Annotated in this window: 15 protein-coding genes; 4 read left to right on the top strand and 11 right to left on the bottom strand. The window is 65.1% G+C overall.

What is annotated here, in order from left to right:
* Window positions 1–69 precede the first annotated feature (69 nt).
* The 8 genes from PGP17_RS06455 to fliQ form a co-directional block, all read right to left on the bottom strand.
* Window positions 70–1,809 (bottom strand): cation:proton antiporter domain-containing protein, encoded by a 1,740-nt coding sequence (locus tag PGP17_RS06455; RefSeq protein WP_270374679.1) that lies wholly within the window; start codon window positions 1,807–1,809, stop codon window positions 70–72.
* A 213-nt stretch (window positions 1,810–2,022) separates the two neighbouring features.
* Complete coding sequence (locus tag PGP17_RS06450; protein ID WP_270374678.1) at window positions 2,023–2,472, bottom strand: nuclear transport factor 2 family protein; 450 nt, start codon at window positions 2,470–2,472, stop codon at window positions 2,023–2,025.
* Window positions 2,469–5,123 carry an alanine--tRNA ligase gene (gene alaS / locus PGP17_RS06445; protein WP_270374677.1) on the bottom strand — a complete coding sequence of 885 codons (2,655 nt, stop codon included), beginning with the start codon at window positions 5,121–5,123 and terminating at the stop codon, window positions 2,469–2,471. Before alaS ends, PGP17_RS06450 begins: the two co-directional genes overlap by 4 nt.
* Before the next feature lie 145 nt (window positions 5,124–5,268).
* The gene (recA, locus tag PGP17_RS06440; RefSeq protein ID WP_270374676.1) at window positions 5,269–6,357 is read right to left on the bottom strand and encodes a recombinase RecA; all 1,089 of its coding nucleotides are present in this window, start codon (window positions 6,355–6,357) and stop codon (window positions 5,269–5,271) included.
* Window positions 6,358–6,482: 125 nt separating this feature from the next.
* A complete protein-coding gene (locus tag PGP17_RS06435; protein WP_135943141.1) occupies window positions 6,483–9,047 on the bottom strand; it encodes an ATP-binding protein in 2,565 nt (854 codons plus the stop codon).
* An 82-nt stretch (window positions 9,048–9,129) separates the two neighbouring features.
* Window positions 9,130–10,215: a flagellar biosynthesis protein FlhB gene (gene flhB / locus PGP17_RS06430; protein WP_135943140.1), complete on the bottom strand. Its 1,086-nt coding sequence runs from the start codon at window positions 10,213–10,215 to the stop codon at window positions 9,130–9,132.
* A 7-nt stretch (window positions 10,216–10,222) separates the two neighbouring features.
* Complete coding sequence (gene fliR, locus PGP17_RS06425; protein WP_270374675.1) at window positions 10,223–10,981, bottom strand: flagellar biosynthetic protein FliR; 759 nt, start codon at window positions 10,979–10,981, stop codon at window positions 10,223–10,225.
* Window positions 10,982–10,988: 7 nt separating this feature from the next.
* Window positions 10,989–11,252 carry a flagellar biosynthesis protein FliQ gene (fliQ, locus tag PGP17_RS06420; protein ID WP_135943138.1) on the bottom strand — a complete coding sequence of 88 codons (264 nt, stop codon included), beginning with the start codon at window positions 11,250–11,252 and terminating at the stop codon, window positions 10,989–10,991.
* 227 nt (window positions 11,253–11,479) lie between these two features.
* Between fliQ and PGP17_RS06415 the strand changes: the two genes are divergently transcribed.
* Complete coding sequence (locus PGP17_RS06415) at window positions 11,480–13,345, top strand: DUF885 domain-containing protein (RefSeq protein ID WP_270374674.1); 1,866 nt, start codon at window positions 11,480–11,482, stop codon at window positions 13,343–13,345.
* 76 nt (window positions 13,346–13,421) lie between these two features.
* Here the strand turns inward: PGP17_RS06415 and PGP17_RS06410 are convergent, their stop codons facing one another.
* Window positions 13,422–13,865, bottom strand: a complete 444-nt coding sequence (locus PGP17_RS06410; RefSeq protein ID WP_135943136.1) for a YcgN family cysteine cluster protein — start codon at window positions 13,863–13,865, stop codon at window positions 13,422–13,424.
* 193 nt (window positions 13,866–14,058) lie between these two features.
* Between PGP17_RS06410 and PGP17_RS06405 the strand changes: the two genes are divergently transcribed.
* Window positions 14,059–15,903, top strand: a complete 1,845-nt coding sequence (locus tag PGP17_RS06405; protein ID WP_270374673.1) for a transglycosylase domain-containing protein — start codon at window positions 14,059–14,061, stop codon at window positions 15,901–15,903.
* On the opposite strand, the gene PGP17_RS06400 is transcribed toward PGP17_RS06405, so the two are convergent.
* Window positions 15,846–16,730, bottom strand: a complete 885-nt coding sequence (locus tag PGP17_RS06400; RefSeq protein ID WP_270374672.1) for an ion transporter — start codon at window positions 16,728–16,730, stop codon at window positions 15,846–15,848. The genes PGP17_RS06405 and PGP17_RS06400 overlap by 58 nt on opposite strands.
* A gap of 125 nt (window positions 16,731–16,855) precedes the next feature.
* Between PGP17_RS06400 and PGP17_RS06395 the strand changes: the two genes are divergently transcribed.
* Window positions 16,856–17,272, top strand: coding sequence for a PAN domain-containing protein (locus tag PGP17_RS06395; protein WP_270374671.1), 417 nt, complete (start codon window positions 16,856–16,858; stop codon window positions 17,270–17,272).
* A 69-nt stretch (window positions 17,273–17,341) separates the two neighbouring features.
* Window positions 17,342–18,424 (top strand): DUF2336 domain-containing protein, encoded by a 1,083-nt coding sequence (locus PGP17_RS06390; protein WP_135943132.1) that lies wholly within the window; start codon window positions 17,342–17,344, stop codon window positions 18,422–18,424.
* On the opposite strand, the gene PGP17_RS06385 is transcribed toward PGP17_RS06390, so the two are convergent.
* A complete protein-coding gene (locus PGP17_RS06385) occupies window positions 18,421–19,443 on the bottom strand; it encodes a Vgb family protein (RefSeq protein ID WP_270374670.1) in 1,023 nt (340 codons plus the stop codon). The two genes, PGP17_RS06390 and PGP17_RS06385, sit on opposite strands and share 4 nt — an antisense overlap.
* Window positions 19,444–19,484: the final 41 nt, after the last annotated feature.

Genomic DNA, 19,484 nt, shown 5'->3' with positions numbered 1-19,484 from the left:
GCCTTTTTCTTTGACGCCCCGGCGAACAGGGGCGTGCCGAGATACCTCGGCGACGCGGGCTAGCGAGGACTAGTCCTGCTGCTTCCTGGCGCGCGCATACTCGGCGTCGCGCGCGGCGGCGATGCGGTCACGGACCGTTTCCGGGGCGAGGCCGTATTCTTCCAGGGCCCGCCCGGCAAGCTGCAACCCGGCCTCGATGGCGTCGGGAATGATGAAGTCGGCGCCCGCCTCGCTGAGCCGATGAGCGTGGTGGGCATCCTGGGCCCGCGCCAGGACCAGCGCGTCGCGCCGGACCTCGCGCACGGCGCGCACCATCGCTTCGGCGCTCAGCGCATCGTCGACGGTGACCACGAAGAGCGACGCCCCCTGGGCGCCGGCGCGCATGAGGATTTCCGGGCGTGACGCGTCGCCGAGATAGACCTGCCAGCCGGCCTTGCGGGCGCGCGACACCACGCCCGGACGCCGGTCGAGCGCCACGATCTCGGCCTCCTCGGTCTTGAGAACGCGCGCAATCGCTTCGCCCACCCGCCCGAACCCGGCAATCACCACGTGATCTTCAGGCGCGGTCAACCCGGCAACGCCCGGCACGCCGGGGTCGGGCTGGCCCATGCGCTCGGCAAGCATGCGCCCGAGGCGTCCCGAGATCGGTGTGAACAGCATGGAGAGCGCGGCCATCGCCGTGAGAATGGTCGTCATCTCCGGATCGAAGAGCGCGCCGCCGCCGGCCGCCGCGACGATCACGAAGGCGAACTCGCCCGCCGGGGCAAGCAGAAAGGCCGCCTCGATCGCCACGGGGCGCGAACCGGAAATCAGGCGCACGGCAAAGAAGGCGATGACGCCCTTGAGCAGAAGCAGCCCGAGAAGCCCGCCGGCAATGACCCACAGATCGCGCAGCACGCCCTGCAGGTCGAGGCCCATGCCGACAGTCATGAAGAACAGGCCGAGCAGCAGCCCCTTGAAGGGTTCAAGGTCGACCTCGGCCTGGTGCTTGAACTCGGTTTCGCCAAGCAGGAGACCGGCCAGGAAGGCGCCCAGCGCCAGGGAAAGTCCTGCGCCGGCCGTGAGCACCGCCGCGCCGACAACGACCAGCAGCAGGAGCGCCATCAGGAAGTCGCGCCCGCCCTGGGCCGCGTAGCGGAAGACGCGGTTCAGGCCGAAGCGGCCGATCAGCACGATGATCGCGATCGCGATCGTGCCCTGGACCAGCGCTTCGAGCATTGCCGTCAGCAGACCGGTCTCGCTGTCCCGGCTCAAAAACCCGACCAGGATGAGGATCGGCGCGACCAGAATATCCTGAAACAGGAGGACGGCGAGCGAGGTCCGGCCGACCGGCTGAAGGGTGCGCCGCTCCTCGGCCAGCACCTGCATGACGATCGCGGTCGAAGAGAGCGCGAGCGCGAACCCGACTGTAAGCGCGGCAGGAGGCGGCAGGCCGGCGACCCATGCTGCGCCCGCAATCAGTCCGGCGCTGATGAAAGCCTGTAGGCCGCCGATCCCGAACACCGCGCGGCGCAGCTGCCAGAGCTTCTGAAACGACAGCTCAAGACCGAGCAGGAAGAGCAGGAAGAGCACGCCCAGTTCGGCGAAGGGCGCTGCGGTCTCCGGCTCTGAAATCGTGATGTATTCCAGAACCGGCAGACGCGGCACGAACTGACCCAGCCCGAACGGCCCGAGCGCGATGCCGGCGAGAAGAAAGCCGAGCACCGCCGACATCTTCCACCGGCGCAGCAGCGGTACGATCAGGCCGGCCGCGACCAGAAAGACGATCACGTCCTTCAGCCAGACTTCCTGCCCTGCCCCGTGTTCCATAGCGCCCCGCGCATGCTTGATCTGTCCTGATCAGATCAGCTTACACACGCGCGAGGGCTTGCGTCAGGGCAAATCCCTTTTTGCCATGAGGTGTTTGCAGCGGTTTTGGGGCTGTTTGTCGTGTTTGTGGAGCCGGCCGCCCTGCATGCGCAGACCGTCTCGCTGGCGCTCGATTTCTTCGGCCGGCATTTGGGCGCTGGTGAGTGACTCGCCTCAGTCCGCGCCGCCCGCGCGCTTCAGCGTCACGAAGGTCTCCGCCTCGATGACCCAGCCGAGCGCGTCCCGGCGCCACTTGGCGAAATAGCGGCCGGAATAGCGGACGCTCATGCCCTCGGCGGACCAGGCGCCGCGCCAGCGGCCGGTTTCGGCGGCCAGCTGGCCATCCTCGCCGACCTCGATGCGCGAGGGGCTGCGCACATAGGTCACATCCGGCATGGCAGTGAAGATCGACTGCCAGGCCTCCAGCTGGGCGGCGCGGCCGACCATGCACTCCGCCTCGTCGCCGGGCACCAGCAGCACGTTATCGGCCAGCACAGCTGCGATGGCCTTCAGATTGCGCATGTCCAGCGCGGCGTTGAAGTCACCCCTGGCCGCGGCGACAGCCCGAGCAGCCGGCTTGTCGCCAACCAGCTGGATACCCGTCTTCGGCGTCCGCGCTATCAACCGGCCAGTGCCTCGCGGATCGCCGTCAGCCCGGCTTCGGCCTGAGTGCCATCGGGTCCGCCGGCCTGAGCGAAATCGGGACGCCCGCCGCCGCCCTTGCCGCCAACCGCCGCAGCACCTTCGCGCACCAGGTCCACGGCGTTGTACCGGTCCTTGAGATCGTCGGTGACGCCGACGGCCAGCGCCGCCTTGCCTTCATTGATGCCGATGAAGACCGCGACGCCTGAGCCCATCTGAGACCGGGCTTCGTCCACCAGACCGCGCAGATCCTTGCCGCCGACGCCCTCGACCACGCGGCCGATGAATTTCACGTCACCGATCGTCTCCGGGCCCGCCGGCGCACCGGCCGCACCACCACCCATGGCGAGCTGTTTCTTGGCCTCTGCCAGCTGGCGCTCCAGTCTTTTGCGCTCGTCAATGAGGGCATCGAGGCGCGCTTCTAGCTCGCTGGCGGGGATTTTCAGGCGGTCCGCTGCGGAGCGGGCGATACCGGCCTGGGTTTCGAGATACTGGCGCGCGGCTTCACCGGTCAGGGCCTCGATGCGGCGTACGCCAGCGCTGACCGCGCTGTCGCCGACGATCTTGAACAGCGCGATATCGCCAGTGCGCGCGACGTGGATCCCGCCGCACAGCTCGATCGAGTACGGCTTCTGCCCGTCGTCGAACGCGTGACCCATTTCCAGCACACGCACGCTGTCGCCGTATTTTTCGCCGAACAGGGCGAGTGCCCCGCGCTCGATCGCCGCCTCGGGCGCCATCTCGGCGATCTGGGCGGGCGCATTCTGACGGATGACCGCGTTGACCTGGGCTTCGATCTCACGCGTCTGTTCCTCGCTGAGCGCCTGGCCGTGCGAGAAATCGAACCTCAGCCGGTCCGGACCGACATAGGAGCCTTTCTGGCTGACATGCGGACCCAGCACATCGCGCAGTGCCGCGTGAACCAGGTGGGTGGCCGAATGGTTGGCGCGGATCTTGTCCCGGCGTTCGCCATCGACCGCCTGACGGCCGGTATCGCCAACGCCGATTGCTCCGCCGCTCACCTGGCCGATATGGGCATAGACGTCACCGGCCCGCTTCTTCACGTCCTCGACCTTGAAGACCGCGCCATTGGCAAAGCTGATGGTGCCGGTGTCGCCGATCTGCCCACCGCCTTCGGCATAGAAAGGCGTGCTGGAAAACACGAGCTCGCCGCTCTGGCCGTCCTCCAGCGCGTCCACCGACGTCTTGCCGGCGACGATCGCGCGGATCGTGTCTTCACCGCCGAGCGCCGTGTAGCCGGTAAATCCGGTCGCCCCGGCCGCATCGCGAACCGAATACCAGACCGTGTCGGGGGCGGCCTCGCCCGAGCCCGACCAGCTGGCGCGCGCTTCGGTCTTCTGGCGGTCCATGGCCGCGTCGAAGCCGGCCACATCCACGCTCATACCCTTGGCGCGCAACGCATCCTGGGTCAGATCGAGCGGAAAGCCGAACGTGTCATAGAGCTTGAACGCGGTTTCACCGGGCAGCGAGTCGCCCTGTGCCAGACCGGATGACGCCTCTTCGAGCAGGCTGAGCCCGCGCCCGAGCGTGCGCTGGAAGCGCTCTTCCTCGGCGCGCAGCGTTTCCTCGATCACCGGGCGCGCCCGGTTCAGCTCGGGGAAGGCATCGCCCATCTCCGCCACGAGAGCAGGCACGAGCTGGTGCATCACGGGCTCCTGCGCGCCCAGCAGGTGGGCATGGCGCATGGCGCGGCGCATGATCCGGCGCAGCACATAGCCCCGGCCTTCATTGGACGGACCGACGCCGTCTGCGATGAGGAAGCTGGTGGCGCGCAAATGGTCGGCGATGACGCGATGGCTGGCGAGCTGGTCGCCGGCAGCTTTCGCCTTGAGTACCTCTTCGGACTGCGCAATGAGTCTCTGGAACAGGTCCACCTCGTAATTATTGTGTACGCCCTGAAGGACGGCGGCGATGCGCTCGAGCCCCATGCCGGTATCGATCGAGGGTTTGGGCAGAGGCTTGCGCTCGCCGCCTTCGACCTGCTCGTACTGCATGAAAACGAGATTCCAGATCTCGATGAAGCGGTCGCCGTCTTCATCCGGCGATCCCGGCGGTCCGCCCGCGATCTCCGGTCCATGGTCGTAGAAAATTTCAGAGCACGGGCCGCACGGACCGGTGTCGCCCATCATCCAGAAATTGTCGGACGTGGAGATGGGAATGATCCTGTCGTCCGGCAGGCCGGCAATCTTCTTCCAGAGCGCGGCCGCTTCCTCGTCCTCGCTGAAGACGGTGACCAGGAGCTTGTCCTTCGGCAGCGCAAATTCCTTGGTGACCATCGTCCAGGCGTGGTGGATCGCCTCTTCCTTGAAGTAGTCGCCGAAGGAAAAATTGCCCAGCATCTCGAAGAAGGTGTGGTGGCGGGCGGTATAGCCGACATTGTCGAGATCGTTGTGCTTGCCCCCGGCCCGCACGCATTTCTGCGAGGAGGTCGCGCGCGGCTGGGAGCGCTTCTCGACACCGGTAAACGCGTTCTTGAACGGCACCATCCCGGCATTGACGAATAGCAGCGTGGGATCGTCCTTCGGGACGAGCGGGGCCGACTGGACGATTTCGTGTCCGTGGGACGCGAAATAGTCGAGAAACTTGGCGCGGATATCGCGCAATGGTGTCATGACGGGCTCCGAGGCCGGTGTGAATTCGTGCCGGCGGCAAGACGCAGCCGGGCGAGCATCCCCCATATACGAACGGGCGCCCGGCAAAGCCAAGCGCCCGTTGCAATCATTTCAGGCTCACACCCCGGACCGGGGCAAACTCCATCTAGCCGGCAGCGGCCTCGTCGCCGTCATCGGCCTCGTCCATATCGGGCCGGCCGAGCATTTCCTCAGCCAGAAGGCCGGCATTCTTGCGGACTTCGTTTTCGATCTTGTTGGCGATGTCGGGGTTGTCGAGCAGGAATTTGCGCGAGTTCTCGCGGCCCTGGCCGATCCGTTCGGAGCTGTAGGAATACCAGGAGCCCGACTTCTCCACGATGCCGCCCTTGACGCCCAGATCCAGCAATTCGCCGGTCTTGGAGATGCCTTCACCGTACAGGATGTCGAATTCCACTTCCCGGAAGGGCGGAGCGACCTTGTTCTTGACCACCTTGACGCGGGTCTGGTTGCCGATGACCTCGTCGCGGTCCTTGAGCGCGCCGATACGGCGGATGTCCAGACGCACCGAGGAATAGAATTTCAGCGCGTTGCCGCCCGTCGTCGTTTCCGGGCTGCCGAACATCACGCCGATCTTCATCCGGATCTGGTTGATGAAGATGACCAGCGTGTTCGACTTGGAAATGGAGGCGGTGAGCTTGCGCAGCGCCTGGCTCATCAGGCGCGCCTGCAGACCAGGCAGGCTGTCGCCCATCTCGCCTTCGAGTTCGGCGCGCGGTGTAAGGGCCGCCACGGAGTCCACGATGAGAATGTCGATCGCGCCGGAACGCACGAGCGTATCGGTGATTTCCAGGGCCTGCTCACCGGTGTCCGGCTGGGAGACGAGAAGTTCGTTCACGTCGACACCGAGCTTGCGCGCATAGACCGGATCGAGCGCGTGCTCCGCATCCACGAAGGCCGCAGTGCCGCCCGCCTTCTGAGCTTCGGCGACGCAATGCAGGGCCAGCGTCGTCTTGCCCGAGCTTTCCGGCCCGTAAATCTCCACGACCCGTCCCTTGGGCAGGCCGCCGACACCCAGCGCGATGTCCAGACCCAGAGAACCGCTAGAAATCGCTTCGATATTCTGGTTCGGGCGCGAGCCCAACTTCATGACCGACCCCTTGCCGAAAGCGCGGTCGATCTGGGTGAGCGCGGCGTCGAGGGCTTTGGTCTTGTCCATATTGTCGTCTTTCACGAGCTGCATCTTCGCCTGAGCCATGGCGTACACTCCCTTTTCTCACGCCGCCCTGAGTCGGGCAACCAAGGGATATGTACGCGTTTCGTTCTACGAACGCAACAAGAACATTAAACCGGCGCGGCGGCAGGCCTGACCGAGGTCAGGGCTCAGCCGCCGATAAGCTCCTTAACCCGTTCGGCCAGCTGCGGCAGCGTGAAGGGCTTGGGCAGGAAGGACACGTCGAGTTCCTTCGACAGGGTGTGGGAGAACTCTTCTTCCGCGTAGCCGGAAATGAACACGATGCGGGCATTGCCAAGATAGGGCCGACCCTTTTCCAGCAATCCAGGGCCGTCGAGCCCCGGCATCACCACGTCGGAGATGATGAGATCGAAGCTGCCCGGAGACTCTTCCAGGATTTCCAGTGCTTCCTCGCCATCCTCGGCCTCGACCACTTCATAGCCGCGCTTGACCAGCGTCTTGGCCGCGATGGTGCGCACCGGCGCTTCGTCCTCGACAAAGAGGATGCGCCCGCGGCCGGCAAGATCGGCGGGCTTGCGCTCGACCGTCCTGGCTTCCTTCTCGGCCGCGATTTCTTCGGTCTCGGTGGCGCTGGGCTGGTGCTCGGGCATGTAGATCGTGAACGTGGTCCCCTCGCCGACGCGCGACTTGGCAAAGAGGAAGCCGCCCGACTGCTTCACGATGCCGTAGACGGTCGCCAGCCCCAGACCGGTGCCCTGCCCGGCCGGCTTGGTGGTGAAGAAGGGCTCGAAAATCTTGGTCAGCGTCTCCTCGTCCATGCCGGTTCCGCTGTCGGCCACACGGATGGCGGCCCAGCGCCCGTCCTTGGGGTTGGGCGCACCGGCCCGGCGCACATCGTCCGCGTCGACCGTCTGGGTCGAAATGGTCAGCGTGCCCCCGCCCTTCGACTTCATCGCGTCGCGCGCATTCGTGGCGAGATTCATGATGGCGTTTTCAAGCTGGGTCTTGTCCGCGCGGATGAGGGGCAGGTCGCGGCCATGCTTGAATTCGAGCCGCACCGATTCCTCGAGAATCTGGCGCAGGAGTACCGAAACGTCCGACAGCGTGTCGGTGACGTCCAGCGTGGTCACACGGAAGGTCTGCTTGCGCGAGAAGGCGAGAAGCTTCTTCACGAGGCCGGCCGCGCGCGCCACGGTGGAATTGATCTGTTGAAGCTCGGGATAGGAGGGATCGCCGACCGGGTGGCGGCCCAGCAGCTCGTCGGTATTCAGGCGGATGGCGGTCAGCATGTTGTTGAAGTCGTGCGCCACGCCGCCAGCCAGCTGGCCGACTGCCTGCATCTTGGCCGCCTGGGCGAACTGGCGCTCGAGATCCTTGAGCACCGTGATATCGACCAGATAACCCACCCGCTTGCCGGCACGCGAGGGCGCGAAGAAGAGATGGATCTCGCGTGAGCCCTCCCCGGTTATCAGACGCGCCTCGGCCGGTTCGCCGCGCCCGGCCAGGGCGGTCGCGAAGACACTCTCCGCCGACATGTCCTCGGTCCAGTCGAACAGCTCGGCAAAGCGCGTGCCCGGCGTCGCACGCCCGGCGGAGAGCTGGACCATGGCCGGATTGGCGTCCTCGATGAGGCCGGTTTCCGGATCCGCCTGGTCCAGACGCACAACGCCGAAGGGGGCGCTGGCAAACATGTCGTCAAACGTGCGCCCGGCCGTGTCGCCGTGGGCGGCCATCGCCTGGGCCACGCCCGGCGGTGCGCCGGTGATCGACAACCCGTAGACCACAGCACGCGCACGCGGCGGACGCGCATCGTCCCAATCCAGGGCCAGCACGGCGGGCGCCTCGACGCCCTCGCGGGCGTTCAGACGCACATCGATGCGCACCGGCGTGTCGCTGCCGCGCGACCTGGCGAAGCTCTTCGCGGTATCGCCGAGGAACATGTCCTTGATCTTCAGCGCCTGGTCGGCATCCACACCGAGCCAGTCGCGCAGCGTTGCGTTGGCGGCCAGAACCCGGCCCTCGCCGTCGGCCAGGAACAGACCGACCGGCGCGTGCTCGGCCCAGCCGGGAACCTCCTCGCCGGCGGGACCTGCTTCGGCATGCTCTTCGGCAAACCGCCAGACCGCACCACCGCTCTTCAAAGGGCTGACCTCGGCGCGATAGACGGCTGCGCGCACGCCAGAGCGCAGAGGCGGCAGAGTCTCGCGCGCCTGTGTGCGGGCCTGTGCGGCGCGGGTGAGCCGGTAGATCGCCGCGCCCGCAGCCCCCGCCCACACCCGGTCGGGAGAGGCCGGGCCGAGTGTCGCGCCCAGCCCGGCCGCATCCTTTGCAAGCTGGCGGTATGCGGTGTTGGCCCAGACCGGGCGCCCCTTCACATCGCTGATGAGAACCGGGTCGCTCATCGCTTCGAAGGCCTGGGAGGCGAGCCCGTCGGATGCAGCCTGCGGTGCCTTTTCCGACAAGACGCGCGCGGCGCTCTCGCCGGCGACCAGCGCATAAAGAAAGAGGAAGGCGACAAAGGCGACGCCGGAGAGAAGGAGAAAGCCCTGCCAGCCTGCGGCGGACGCGGAAAAGGCACCAAACGACGCTGCACCAAGCGCGGCCAGGCCGGCCACCCAGAAGACAATTCGCGTAGCCGGCGCCAGCCAGCGGCGCGCAGGCGCGTCGGCGGACGGGCTCTGCAAGGGCTGCTCGCCGGGGCTCCCGGCCTCACGGCTGGATTGGCTGCGGTCGGTGGAGGGGGCGTCAGTCATGGTTAACTCGCATCCTGAAACTGTGCGCCCGGCCTAGACAGCAACCGCACGCCGATTCGTCTGGAAGTCTGACCGGTTAAGGTTAACGCTCCTTTCGCTTGCGGCCGCCTCCTTTCGCAATCGACATGACGTAACCGATCACCTTGGCGACCGCCGTATAATGATCGACCGGGATCACCCCATCCAGCTCCGCCGTAGCATGCAGGGCACGCGCGAGCGGAGGATCCTCGACGATCGGGATGCCGTGCGCCTCGGCGATTTCACGAATCCTGAAGGCCACATCATCCACGCCCTTGGCGATGCAGATGGGCGCAGGCGTGCGACCCTGCTCATATTCCAGCGCCACGGCATAGTGGGTCGGGTTGGTGATCACGACGGCCGCGTTGGGCACATTGGCCATCATACGCCGCTGGGCGCGTTCGTGGCGAATCTGGCGCAGCTTTGCACGCACCATCGGATCGCCCTCGGTATCCTTCATCTCGTCGCGGATTTCCTTCCGGCTCATCTTGTTGCGTTCCATGAATTCATGGCGCTGGAAGAAAAAATCGCCGGCCGCAATGAGGCTGTAGACGGCAAGAGCGGCGAGCATCAGAAGGATGGCGTCGGTCCGAAGAAGGCTGAGCACGCCGACCAGTTCCATACCGGGCAGGGCCGCGAGTTCTCCGCGCCGGGGCCAAAGCACGACCGCGATCGCGACGGAGACCAGCCCCATCTTCCCGATACCCTTGAAGAAATTGACCCAGCCTTGCGGGCCGAACATGCGCTTGACGCCCTCGACCGGATTCAGCTTGGACAGCTTGGGTTCCAGCTTGGAGGGGGTGAACATCAGCCCCTGCTGCACCGTATTGCCCAGCACAGCGGCGACAATCAGCGCCATGAAGGCAAAGCCGACGACCGCACCGATGCGCAGCGCCGTGGCTGTCGCCAGATCAATCGCTTCGACCGGCGCAAGGCTGAGCTCGTGCGCGTTGGCCAGAAACAGGCTGAGAGAGTTTGCCATGCCCCGCGAGAGGCCGGGGCTCAGAACCGCGATAATCCCCAGCCCGGCCGCCAGAATGAACCAGCCGGGAATCTCCTGCGATTTGGGAACGTCGCCCTTCTCGCGTGCCTGGCGGAGTTTTCGCTCTGTTGGCTGCTCTGTCTTTTCTGATTTGTCTTCCTCGGACATGCCCGCCTCACATGAAGGTCACGGCAAAGCGCTCGAAGCGCTCCAGCCAGACAATTGCGATCGCACCGAGCGAAATCGCCAGGATGGCAAAGCCGATCAGGATGTTGAGCGGCATCGCGATGAAGAAAATCTGGGCCTGGGGCATCAATCGGGACAGCACGCCCAGCCCCAGATAGAAAATCAGACCGAAAACGATCAGCGGCGCGGAAATCTGAATGCCGATGGTGAACGCGTCGATGAACAGCGTCAGCGCCCACTCCGCCGCGTCTTCAAACATCGGCACCTGTCCGGCCGGCATGACCTGGTAGGAGGATGCGGCCGCCTGCAGCAGGAGGTGATGCAGGTTCGTGGCGAAGATCAGAACCAGGAAGGTCAGGTTCAGGAAAATGCCGGGAAGCGCCCCGCTCTGCCCGGCCGCCGGGTCGAAAGCCTGAGCCATGGCCAGACCGGTCTGATAGCCGATCACCTGACCGGCCACCGCCGCCGAGGCCAGGAAGAACCGCGCCGCCGCGCCGATCATGAGGCCGATCAATGCTTCGACCGCGACCATCGCGGCGGCTGTCGCCTGGTCTGCTGGCATCTCCGGCAAGCTGGGCGCGATGGACGGCCCGATCGCGAAGGCGAAGGCGAGCGCGAAGGCCAGACGGATGCGCGGGGGGATGCCCGGCTCGCCAAAACCGGGAAGTAGCATCAAGACAGCGCCCAGCCGCGCGAAGATCAGCGCGGCGGCGAAGAGTGTCGTCTGAAGATCGATGGCGGCGAGCATGACCCGCCTAGCCTGTGATGATTCTGTCGGCGACCGTTGTCATGAATGTCGACATCACCGCGCCCATGAGCGGCAGGAAGATCAGCAGCGCGATGAAGATGGCGATAATCTTCGGCACGAAGACGAGCGTCATCTCCTGGACCTGAGTCAGCGCCTGCAGCAAGGCGATCATGACGCCGACCACCAGGCCGACAATCATGACCGGAGCGGCCATGGCCAGCATGGTCCAGATCGCGTCGCGAGCGATGTCGATGACTTCCGCACCATTCATAGCGGTCCAGCCTTCTTTCCACGTGAGCCAACCCGGCAATTTTTGCCGCCCCCAACGTTAACGATCCCGGTTAACGAAGCTTGAAGGAAGATGAAAGCGCGCCCCGCGATCGGGATTTAACCTCGTGACCTGTCCATGATTTAATTCGTGCGTTGCGCCAGAGGCTTCTAAGATCACGCGCGACTCTGGGCCGGACAAACCGGGCCGATCACAATCGGGGAAAGAATATGCTGAAATATCTTATGGGTGGCGTGGCTTCCGTCGCGCTTCTGGCTGCCGCGCCGCATGCGGCGATGGCGCTGACGACGACCGCGCTGCAGGCGACTGAGGCCGAGACGCCCGCCGCTGGCGAGCAGACCGAAACCGAGCGCCTGTATGCCTGGATGGACGAGGTCTTCCAGACCGAGCTGCAATATTCGCCGGAAAGCAAGACCCAGCTGGGCATCATTGACGAAGATTATGACGACTGGGGTCCGCGCGGCGACGAGGCGGCCGCAGCTGAACATGCGCGCAGGCAGGAATACCGGGCGGAGCTGATTGAGAACTTCGACCGCGACCTGCTCGATGAGGCGGGCAAGCTGTCCTACGACTTCCTGATCTATCAGGGGACCATGTCTGACCGCCTCTACCAGGTGCGCGAGAGCGGGTACGTGTTCTCGCCGATGGGTGATGCGGTGTCAGGCCTGACCACCTTCATGATCAATGCCCATCAGGTGCGTAACGAGGAACACGCCGAAGCCTATCTCAGCCGCCTCGCCGGCCTCGGCGAGATCGTGGACGACCTGGTCGAAGAAGCAGAAGAGCGTGCCGAAAACGGCGTGCGCCTGCCGCTCTTCGCCTATCCGCGCCTGACCGCCTCGGCCGAACGTCAGATGTCGGGCGCTCCGTTCGACGATACCGATACCGACAGCGCGATCCTGGCCGATTTCCGCGGCAAGGTCGAAGCGCTGGACCTGAGCGATGAAGACAGCGCGGCGATGATCGCGCGCGCCGAGGAGATCCTGCTGGACAGCTATCAGCCGGCCCTCCAGCGCTACGTCGCGTCCCTGGAAGAGATGGAGACACACGCCGACGAACGCGCGGGCATCTGGAAGAACCCCAACGGCGCGGAGTATTACGAAGCCCAGGTCGCCTTCTTCACCACGCGCGACGACCTGACGGCCCAGGACGTTCACGAAATCGGCCTGTCCGAAGTCGAACGCATCCAGAACGAGATGCGCGGCATCATGGAGCAGGTCGGGTTCGAAGGCGATCTTCAGGAGTTCTTCGAATTTTTGCGCACGGACGAGCAGTTCTACTATCCCGATACGGACGAAGGTCAGCAGGCCTATCTGGAACGCTCCACCGAGATCATCGACCAGGTCATGGAAGTGGCGCCGGAGTATTTCGACACGCTGCCGGAAGCCGACCTGGAAGTGCGTGCGGTGGAGGAGTGGCGCGAAGCCACGGCCACGGGCGCCTTCTACAACCAGCCAGCCCTGGATGGCTCGCGTCCGGGCTATTACTACGTCAACCTCTCCAACATGGCCGATAATCCGAACTACCTGATGGAGAGCCTCGCCTATCACGAGGGCGCACCGGGTCACCACTTCCAGATCGCGCTGGCGATGGAACTGGAAGACGTTCCGATGCTGCAGAAGCTCGCCTGGTATTCGGCCTATGGCGAGGGCTGGGCGCTCTATGCCGAGCATCTCGGCAAGGATATGGGCTTCTTCGAAGATCCGTACATGGACTTCGGCCGCCTCTCCTACGAGCTGTTCCGGGCGGTGCGCCTGGTGGTCGATACCGGGCTTCACGACCAGCGATGGACGCGTGAGGAAGCCATCGCCTACATGATGGAAAACACGCCCATGACCGAAGGCGACATCACGCCGGAAGTCGAACGCTACATCGTGTGGCCGGGTCAGGCGCTGTCCTACAAGATCGGCATGATGACCATCCTGGACCTGCGCGAGCAGGCCATGGAGCGTCTCGGCGACGATTTCGATTATGGCGGCTTCCACGATGCGGTGCTGACGGCGGGCACGATTCCGCTGCCGCTCCTGCGCACCCGCGTGGAAAGCTGGATCGCCAGCGTCGAAGCGGGCGAATAGGCCGACCGACCACTCTTCTGACTAGCGAAAGGGCGCTCCATCCGGGGCGCCCTTTTTGCTGACTCGATGATGCAGCCTACTCGATGATGTGGTCGTCCAGATCCTCGTCGTCAACTTCGTCCTCGCCGACCAGCGTGCCATGCACGCCCGCACCTGCCTTGCGGGTGGAGTCCGGATCGCCCGTCTTCAGCGGATGCCAGTCATAGAGAGGGCGGCCTTCGTGAATGAGCCGGTACGCACAGGTCTGCGGCATCCAGGAAAGCGTGCCCACATTCTCCGGCGTCAGCTTCACACAGCCGGGAACCCGCGTGTGGCGATTGGCGTAGTCGCTGCATCGCACGGCTTTGAGATCCAGCAGCCGGCAACCTACATCGGTGCGCCAGATGCGTCCGCCGTCTTCGGGCGGATCCTGAAGCAGGACAATGCAGCACTTGCCGCACCCGTCGCAGAGCGATTCCCATTCCGCCTTCGTCATTTGCGAAAGCGTCTTGGTTTCGTAAAAGGGCGCGGTATCGGTCATGGCCTGAATTTAGCCGTGTTCGCTTGTTCTTTCAGAAGGTCCTGCAGGTCCTTCACAGATAGAGACGGGGACGATCATTAGCGATCATCAAGACAGGCGTGAACCCGCAAGGGGCATCTCGCGGAGCGTACTCCTGCGCGCCGGCCTCGGCACGGCACTGGGTGTGCTTGTGGTCGCGCTAATAAGCTTCGCCGTGTTCTGGCACTGGGCCTTCCATGACCTGCCCGACCTGCCGGAAGCCAACTCCGCCTTGTGGGATGTGCGCCGCGAACCGGCAGTCACAATTCTCGACCGCCAGGGCCGCGTGCTGACGGTGCGCGGACCGCGCTACGGCCAGGCGGTGACGCTGGACGAGCTGCCCGACCATGTGCCCCAGGCCTTTATCGCCATCGAGGACCAGCGCTTCTACGAGCATGACGGCGTGGACCAGCAGGGCACCCTGCGCGCGCTGGCCGTCAATCTGCGCGCCGGAGAGATCGAACAGGGCGGCTCGACCCTGACAATGCAGCTGATCAAGAACCTGATCCTGAGCCCGGACCGGACCGTGCGGCGCAAAGTGCAGGAGATGCGCCTTGCGCTGGCGCTCGAACGCCGACTGAGCAAGCAGGAGATCCTCGAGCTCTACCTAAACCGGGTCTATCTGGGCGAGCAGGCCTACGGAATCGAAGCAGCCAGCCAGCGCTATTTCGACAAACCGGCAAGCGAGCTTACGCTGCAGCAGGCTGCGCTTCTGGCCGCGCTGCCCAAGGCGCCGAGCCGGCTGGCACCGACGGCCAATCTGGATGCATCCCAGGCCCGGGCTCAGGACGTGCTTCAGGCGATGCTGGAACAGGGCTTCATCGACGAGATGACCTATCTGACGGCCGTATCGACCCCGGCCGTGCCCATCGCGGGCTCCGAGCTGGTCGCCGATCCGGCCATTTTCGGACATGCCTACGATGCCGCGGTCGCAGAGGTGACCGCCCTGCTCGGCGAGGAAGAGCTCGCGCCCGACCTGATCGTGCGCACGACCATCGACGCCGACCTGCAGCGCGCCGCTCACGCAGCCATCATGGAAACGATCAACGGCGCCGGCGCCGACCGCACCGCATCGCAAGCCGCGCTCGTCTCGATGACACCGGAAGGCGCGATCCGCGCGCTGGTCGGCGGGACCGATTACACCGAGAGCCAGTTCAACCGCGCGGTTCAGGCCGAGCGCCAACCGGGATCAGCCTTCAAACCCATCGTCTTCGCGGCCGCTCTTGAGGCCGGCTACGAGCCCTCCTCCGCATTCGAGGACGCGCCGGTCGATATCGACGGCTGGACACCGGAGAATTTCGGCGGCGGGTATCGCGGGCGCGTCACCATCGCAGACGCGCTGAAGCGCTCGATCAACACCGTGGCCGTGCAGGTGGGCGCCGCGATCGGCACCGGCCCCATCGTGGACATGGCCGAACGGCTGGGCATCGATACACCGCTCGCGGGCCATCCCTCCATCACGCTCGGCGCCGAGGAGGTCACACTGAAGGAGCTGACCGGCGCGTTTCTCGTCTTCGCCAACGATGGCGTGCGCCGCGAGCCCTACCTGGTCGAGGACGTGCGGACCTCGCGCGGGAGCGTGCTTTACCAGCACGACCTGACCGAACGATCCACGGCCCTGTCGCAAGACACGGCGCGGGCGATGTCGACAATGCTGCAGGCCGTGGTTCGCGACGGCACGGGTACACGCGCCCAGCTGGGCGCCCGTCCGGTGGCTGGCAAGACCGGCACGAGCCAGAACAGCCGCGACGCCTGGTTCGTCGGCTACACCGCCGACTTCGCCACAGGCGTCTGGGTCGGTAATGACGACGATACTGCCATGGCCAACGTCACCGGCGGCTCCCTGCCGGCAACGATCTGGCGCGACTTCATGGCCGAGGCGGAGGACGGGCTGCCGGTGACCGCGCTGAATGCACCCCCGCCGCGCCGCCGCAGCGAAAGCGAAGAACGCCTCGCCGCCTTCTACTCCGAGCTGTCGTCACGCTTCGATGCCCTGATCGAAGACCCCTCAGGCAATTGAAGCGCGGCGAGCATGGCCTTGAGATCGGACATCTCCCGGCGCAGCGCGCTGACTTCGTCGATCAGTTGTTCGCGCTCGCCGTGGGCCGCCGCCTCGCGCTCGGTCTCGGCGTCGAAGTGCTTTGACTGGAGAGAATCCACGATCACCGCGATGAACATGTTGAGCACCGCGAAGCTGGTGATCACGATGAAGGCGACGAAGAATATCCAGGCATAGGGATGCTCGGCGATGACCGGGCGCGCCACCCCCATGGACCAGCTCTCCAGCGTCATGATCTGGAAGAGGGTGAAGGCGCTGGCGCCCAGATCCGCGAAGAATTCCGGGTGCGTGCCGGAGAACAGCTTCGCCCCCATGACCGACGCGACGTAGAAGACGAGCGCCAGCACCATCATGATCGCGCCCATGCCCGGAATGGCGCGTGCGAGGGCCTCCACCACGCCGCGCATCTCCGGCATGACCGAGAAGAGGCGGAACAGGCGCAGTACGCGCAGCGCCCGAAGGACACTGAGCGCGCCGGCGGCGGGGACAAGGGAGATCGCGACAACGACGAGATCGAACCAGTTCCAGCCCGAGCGGAAGAAGGCGCCGCGCAGAGCCACCATCTTCACGGCAAGCTCGGCCACGAAAATCCAGATGATGATCTTGTCGATCAGGACAAGGCCCTGCGAGACCGCGGCCGGTAACGAGTAGGTCGTCGCGCCCAGGATGATGGCGTTCACGATGATCAACGTGATGATGGTGTTGCGAAAGCCCGCGCTTTCGACGAGCGCTTTGAGGCGCGAGCGAGGCTGAGCAGGCGCGGGCGTGTGGTTCGGCTTGGACGTCATGACGGGCTCGGCTCTTTGAGGAATTCGACGCGTTGGTTAGCGGGCGCGGCCGTCTCGATCAATCGCAATACGCCGCCATACCGGCGTATACCGACGGGAAACCTGTCCGCGCGCATTATGCTCTGATGGTCATCATCGCCGTTCTCTCTGCACTCGCCTTCGTCCAGTTGCCGCCCGATGGGGCGGTCAACGAAGGCCATGAGCGCCGCGGCGGTGTCATCGCGCGTCTCGACGGCCTCCCCGCGGAGAGCTGGCAGGCCTGCGCGAGCGCGTGCAGCCTCAATCACGCGTGCGCCGCGTGGACCTGGCGCGTCGGTCATACGCAGCATCCTGCGCGCTGTGAGCATCACGCCAGCGCCCTCACCCCCCGCCGCCATCCCGGCGCCATCACCGGACTCTCCTCAAGGCTCGCAACGCAAATTGAAGCCGCCAGCGACCGGCTGCCAGATGCGCGCGAGCGTGAAGCGCTCAGGGCGCTTGGGCCGGCCGAGCCGGCTCGATCGACGCTTCCGTCGGAATTTGGCGAAATCGACCCGAATTAACCTTGCTCGCGCACCCTTTCTTTACCGGAAAGTCGCATCCTGAAGGCGTTCTGGCCGGGTCGGTGATTCATGACGATCGAAACGAGACTCGATAAGCTCAATGCCTTGGCACGCGAGCGATCATCGCAACGCCGCCGCGATCTGCTGCGCGAGGTGACCGATCTCTTCTTCGACGAACCCCCGTTGAGCGACACCCCCCTTCAGCGCCAGTTCGACGAGATACTGAGCGCCATAGCCACACAGACAGAGCTGGATGCCCGCGCCGAAATCGCCAACAAGTTTGCCGATTTCGACGGGGCGCCGCGGGGCCTCATTCTTCAGCTGGCTCGCGATGCGATTTCGGTGGCCGCGCCGATCCTGCAGCGGTCATCGGTTCTCAGTGAGGACGACCTGGTCAGCATCGTTCATGAGACAGGCCAGGATCACATGCGCGCCATCTCGGTTCGCGACACAGTGCCTGAGCCGGTGTCCAACGCCATTGTCGAACGCGGCGACGATACCACGGTGGCCAGTCTGGTCTCGAACGAGGGGGCGAAACTGTCCCGCTCGACCTTCGAGACCGTGGCCCAGCGCGCCGAGGCAAATCCTGAACTGCAAGCCCCCCTGGCCAAGCGCGAAGACACGCCGATCGACCTGCTCAACGATCTGATGAGCGTCGTCGAAACCAATCTGCGCGAAACGATCACCCGCCGGTTCGAAGGCCTCGACCCCGAAGTGGTCGAGGCTGCCCTTGCGGCATCCAAGAAGCGTCTGCAAGCGCGCCTGGAAGAAGACCAGGACATCGTCAAGGCGCGCAACATGATCATCCGCAAGAAGATGCGCGGCCAGCTCAACGGATCGTTCCTGGCAAGCCTGTTGCGCGACAAGCAGAGGACGGCGTTCTGCGTCGGCTTTGCCGAACTGTCCGGCGTCGACTATTTCGCCGCCAGACGCGCGCTCGAGCACCCCAGCGTCGACGGGCTGGCGCTGATCTGCAAAGCGGCCCGGATCGAAAAGCCGCTCTTCGTGACGCTCGCCGTGTTGCGCGAGGACACGAAAGCAGACCCCTTCACCGGCTCGCGCAAGCTGGGAGAGCTCTACGACGCGCTGACGGAAGAAGCGGCCGGGCGCGCCCTTCGCTTCATGCGGATGCGCCGCGACGCAGCCGCCTAGTCGTCAAACCGCGCCGGTTCGACGATCGCGCGTCCGATCGTATTGGTATCGGCCCCGAACCAGATCACTCCGTCCGGCGCATAATACTCCATATGGCGCACCGTGCCGCCGCCCGACGGGACTTCGGTGTTGGACACGAAGGCTTCAGTCTCGGGATCAAAGCCGACGAAGGCGTTGGGCTGAACACCCGTCTCCACCAGCCAGAGGCGGCCCTCGCCGTCGCGCGCCATGCCATAGGGGCGCGAGCCTTCTCCAGACGGGGTCAGCCAGTCGTCGACCTCTTGCGTGGCCGGATCGAATACGCCAAGGCGCGATCCTGCGTAGTCGGTGTACCAGATACGCCCGTCATCGGTGATGGCCAGACGGCGGGGCCGGCTCTCCTCGCGCGGCAGCTCATGTTCGGTCAGAGCCATCGTTCCGGGATCGATGCTGGCCAGCTTGTTCGTACCGAGAAGCACGACCCAGACCGTGCCGTCCTCTGCGATCTTGATTCCATAGGGGCGCGCATCCGGCGTCGGGACTTCGAGGGTCTCCACCGTGCGCTCGGATACGTCGAGCTTGCTGACCGTGTTCGCGCCCTGGCCGGTGAACCAGATATCGCCCTGCGCGTCGAAGATCATCGTGTGGGGATCTTCCGGATGGCCTTCGGGCATCATCACCCGTTCGAACTCGCCCGTCTCGACATCGTAACGTCCGACATGAGCGGCGCGATTGGCCGCGTACCAGACTGCCTGGCCGTCCGGTTCGACGATCAGGTTATGCGGGCCGTCGCCGTCCTGCAGGTCGACCTTGGAGAATTCGGCCTCACTCACATCGAACGAGGCGATATAGTCGGTAACCTGGCCGACGAACCAGATTGTGTCTCCGTCCACGGTGTAAGGATCGCGCGGACGCGACGTCTCGTAGGGTACCGTCCATTCTTCGATGACGATCGTGCCGTCACCGGCTTCGGTGGCAAAGTCCTGCGCGACAGCGGGCGCGGCCAGGACGGGCAAGGCGGCAAGGGCGGTGAGACGCATGGCGATCTCCTGTCAGCTCGTGAATGGCGCAGAGTGTGCCA

Source organism: Marinicauda sp. Alg238-R41, assembly GCF_947331485.1.
Classification (GTDB): domain Bacteria; phylum Pseudomonadota; class Alphaproteobacteria; order Caulobacterales; family Maricaulaceae; genus Marinicauda; species Marinicauda pacifica.
This window is presented reverse-complemented; position numbering and strand designations above follow the sequence as displayed.

Excerpts from the sequence above, each read along its gene's own strand:
- PGP17_RS06455 (WP_270374679.1), bottom strand. The coding sequence starts at position 1,809 with ATGGAACACGGGGCAGGGCAGGAAGTCTGGCTGAAGGACGTGATCGTC.
- alaS (WP_270374677.1), bottom strand. The coding sequence starts at position 5,123 with ATGACACCATTGCGCGATATCCGCGCCAAGTTTCTCGACTATTTCGCG.
- recA (WP_270374676.1), bottom strand. The coding sequence starts at position 6,357 with ATGGCTCAGGCGAAGATGCAGCTCGTGAAAGACGACAATATGGACAAG.
- PGP17_RS06435 (WP_135943141.1), bottom strand. The coding sequence starts at position 9,047 with ATGACTGACGCCCCCTCCACCGACCGCAGCCAATCCAGCCGTGAGGCC.
- flhB (WP_135943140.1), bottom strand. The coding sequence starts at position 10,215 with ATGTCCGAGGAAGACAAATCAGAAAAGACAGAGCAGCCAACAGAGCGA.
- fliR (WP_270374675.1), bottom strand. The coding sequence starts at position 10,981 with ATGCTCGCCGCCATCGATCTTCAGACGACACTCTTCGCCGCCGCGCTG.
- fliQ (WP_135943138.1), bottom strand. The coding sequence starts at position 11,252 with ATGAATGGTGCGGAAGTCATCGACATCGCTCGCGACGCGATCTGGACC.
- PGP17_RS06415 (WP_270374674.1), top strand. The coding sequence starts at position 11,480 with ATGCTGAAATATCTTATGGGTGGCGTGGCTTCCGTCGCGCTTCTGGCT.
- PGP17_RS06410 (WP_135943136.1), bottom strand. The coding sequence starts at position 13,865 with ATGACCGATACCGCGCCCTTTTACGAAACCAAGACGCTTTCGCAAATG.
- PGP17_RS06400 (WP_270374672.1), bottom strand. The coding sequence starts at position 16,730 with ATGACGTCCAAGCCGAACCACACGCCCGCGCCTGCTCAGCCTCGCTCG.
- PGP17_RS06395 (WP_270374671.1), top strand. The coding sequence starts at position 16,856 with ATGGTCATCATCGCCGTTCTCTCTGCACTCGCCTTCGTCCAGTTGCCG.
- PGP17_RS06390 (WP_135943132.1), top strand. The coding sequence starts at position 17,342 with ATGACGATCGAAACGAGACTCGATAAGCTCAATGCCTTGGCACGCGAG.
- PGP17_RS06385 (WP_270374670.1), bottom strand. The coding sequence starts at position 19,443 with ATGCGTCTCACCGCCCTTGCCGCCTTGCCCGTCCTGGCCGCGCCCGCT.